The sequence below is a fragment of the Methylobacterium sp. B1 genome (assembly GCF_000333255.1).
GTDB classification, from domain to species: domain Bacteria; phylum Pseudomonadota; class Alphaproteobacteria; order Rhizobiales; family Beijerinckiaceae; genus Methylobacterium; species Methylobacterium fujisawaense.
This window is the reverse complement of record NZ_BACT01000561.1, coordinates 1-3,128: the sequence shown is the minus strand read 5'-3', so window position 1 is coordinate 3,128 and position 3,128 is coordinate 1. Positions and strand designations below refer to the sequence as shown.

General features: G+C 72.8%; 1 protein-coding gene and 2 pseudogenes. All 3 read left to right on the top strand.

Going from position 1 to position 3,128, the window contains the following annotated elements:
- Window positions 1-459 (top strand): annotated as a pseudogene (locus tag I53_RS16510) (threonine synthase); the annotation flags it as partial.
- Between the two features lie 160 nt (window positions 460-619).
- Window positions 620-1,915, top strand: a complete 1,296-nt coding sequence (locus I53_RS16505) for a pitrilysin family protein (protein ID WP_043352574.1) — start codon at window positions 620-622, stop codon at window positions 1,913-1,915.
- Window positions 1,916-2,217: 302 nt separating this feature from the next.
- A pseudogene (locus tag I53_RS16500) lies at window positions 2,218-3,128 on the top strand (7TM-DISM domain-containing protein); the annotation flags it as partial.

Sequence of the window (3,128 nt, the reverse complement as noted above, 5' to 3'; positions counted from 1 at the left end):
CTGCTGTTCGAGGCGCTGCGGTGCGATTCCTCCTCCCTGTCGCGGCTGATGGCGGGGCTGAAGCAGTCCGGCGGGTTCTCGCTGAGCCCCGAGGTTCTCGCCACGGTCCGCTCGGACTTCGACGCCGTCGCGGTGCCGGAGCCTGACGTGATGGAAGAAATCGCCCTGACCCAGGCTGCCACCGGGGTGGTGCTCGACCCCCACAGCGCCATCGGCGTGCGGGCCGGGCGGCGGCTCCTGGAGCAGGATCCGGCGACCCCCGTGGTGGCGCTCGCCACCGCGCATCCCGCCAAATTCCCGGATGCGGTCGCCAAGGCCACGGGCGGCCTGCGCCCCGCCCTGCCCCCGCACCTCGCCGACCTGATGGACCGGCCCGAGCGCCTGACCCGGGTGGCCAACGATCAGGCCGCTCTGGAGACGCTCATCCGCGAGCGCGCCCGCATCACGAGGGGGGCGTGAGCTTGGCGCGAGTCGCGCGACGAGCCCCCTCTCCCGAGCGGGAGAGGGTTGGGGTGAGGGTCGAGAACCGTCCGGAGAGGTCGCACCCCTCACCCTGTCCCTCTCCCGCACGGGAGAGGGGACCCGCGCCGCATCCGGCGCCCCGCGCGACGAGCCGTCGATGAACCAGCACTTCTCCACGCACGCCGCCTCGCCGTCCCTGCGCACCACGCGGCTTCCCAACGGCGTCACGGTGGTCACCGAGCCGATGCCCGGGGTCGCCACCGCCAGCCTCGGCGTCTGGGTCGGGGCCGGCTCGCGCAACGAGCGCGCCGACGAGGCCGGCCTGTCCCACCTCATCGAGCACATGGCGTTCAAGGGGACGCGGACGCGCTCGGCGCAGAAGATCGCCGAGGAGATCGAGAATGTCGGCGGCGAGATCAACGCCGCCACCTCCACGGAGGGGACGAGCTACACCGCCCGGGTCCTGGGCGAGGATGCCGGCCTCGCCCTGGACGTGATCGGCGACATCCTCACCGATTCGGTGTTCGACGCGGGCGAGCTCGCCCGGGAGAAGGGCGTGATCCTGCAGGAATACGCCGCCGTCGAGGACACCCCCGACGACGTGGTCTACGACGCGTTCACGGAGGCCGCCTTCCCGGACCAGCCGGTCGGCCGGCCGATCCTCGGGCGGCCCGAGACGATCCGGAGCTTCGACGAGGCCGGCATCCGCGCCTATCTCGACCGGGAATACACGCCGGACCGCATCGTCGTCGCCGGCGCCGGGGCGGTGACCCACGAGGCGATCGTGGCGGCGGCCGAGCGCCATTTCGGGGGGCGGCCCGCCAAATCCGCCCCCGCCTCCGTGCCGGGCGTCTACGGCGGCGGCGAGCGGCGGATGCCGCGCAAGCTCGAGCAGGCCAACGTGGTGATCGGCCTGCCGGGCCTCTCCTTCCGGGACGACCGCTACTACGCGCTGCACATGTTCGCGCAGGTGCTGGGCGGCGGCCTGACCTCGCGGCTCTGGCAGGAGGTGCGCGAGACCCGCGGCCTCGCCTACGAGATCCAGGCCTTCCACTGGCCCTTCTCGGATTGCGGCCTGTTCGGGATCGGCGCCGGCACCGCCGGGGCGGACCTGCCCGAACTCGTCGACGTGACGCTGGCGGCCACCGCCCGGGCGGCCCGCGACCTCGACGCCGTCGAGATCGCCCGCGCCAAGGCGCAGCTCAAGGTCTCGCTGCTCTCGGCGCTGGAGACGCCGGGCGGGCGCATCGAGCGCAACGCCCGCCAGATCCTGGCCTGGGGCCGGGTGATCCCCGCCGGAGAGGTGATCGACAAGGTCGACGCCGTCACGGTGGCGGATGTCCGGGCCGCGGCGGCCGCGATGCTGCAGGGCACGCCGACGCTGGCGGCGATCGGCCCGATCCGCAAGCTGCCCGCCCTCGACAAGATCGCGGGTGCGCTCCGAGCGGCCTGAGAGGCGGTCGGATCTCCGCGAACAGGGATCCGGCTCCCCCGCAGCCCGAGGCGCCCGCCGACGCGGGCACCGCAGGCTGCGGGGGCGTGTGGAATGGACCGGTTCCGAGACGCTCAGAATCCTGCCGCGGAGCCGCCCCCCGCCCCGCCCAACTTGATTTGGCCGCAAAGGGGCGCGATCCGCGGGCGGTGGACCGGCCCCGGGGCGACCTTGCCCCAGGTGAGGCCCACCCCTATCGATCAAGGCCGCCCGGGCGGCTGACGCCGAACCTCGCACGGCCGGAAGTCAAGACACCCTTGCGCATCCTCGCCCTCCTCCTGTCCCTGGTCGGCGGTCTCGTCGGTGCCCTCGCGCTGGGGGGGCCGGCCCGGGCCGTGGAAGCGGTCCGCGTCACCCTCGACGCGCCGGTGATCGACCTGACCACCGCGATCGAGCGCTACCGCTCCGACGGCGACCTGATCCAGATCTCCACGGCGCCCGGCAAGGACGGCATCGTCCGCCGCATCGTCGTGAAGGCCCGCGACGCCGGCGCCCGGCCCGACTGGATCGTGTTCGCGCTCACCAACGACACCGACGAGCAGATCGACCGCATCCTCGTCGCCCCGCATTTCCGGCTGGTGGATTCCGGGGTGATCTGGCCCGATCTCGGCGGCTCGCGGATCGCCGCCATCACGGCGAGCCAGGGCATCCGCCCGGAGCGCGACGAGAACCCGGAAGCCGACCAGTTCACCATCACGCTGGATCCCGGCGCCACCGTCACCTACGTGGCCGAACTGCGCGGCTCCAACGTCCCCCAGCTCCGCCTCTGGGACCAGGACGCCTACCGCCGGAAGGCCGCAGGCCTGACCCTCTACAAGGGCATCATCATCGGGATCAGCGGCCTGCTGGCCCTGTTCCTGACCATCGTGTTCGTGGTCAAGGGCGCGATCATCTTCCCGGCCGCCGCCGCGCTCGCGTGGTCGGTGCTCGCCTATGCCTGCATCGATTTCGGCTTCCTGCAGCGGGTCTTCCCGGTCACCGAACTGGCCGAGCGGGTCTACCGGGCCTCCGCGGAGGCGGTGCTCGGGGCGACGCTGCTGGTCTTCCTGTTCGCCTATCTCAACCTCGCCCGCTGGCACGTGCGCTACAGCCATGTGGCGTTCTTCTGGCTCGCCTTCCTGGGCGGCCTCGTGGGGCTCGCGGTGTTCGACCCGCCGGTGGCGGCGGGCGTGGC

Bases quoted from the DNA above. Each gene is read 5' to 3' on its own strand.
- I53_RS16505 (WP_043352574.1), top strand. From the start codon at position 620: ATGAACCAGCACTTCTCCACGCACGCCGCCTCGCCGTCCCTGCGCACC.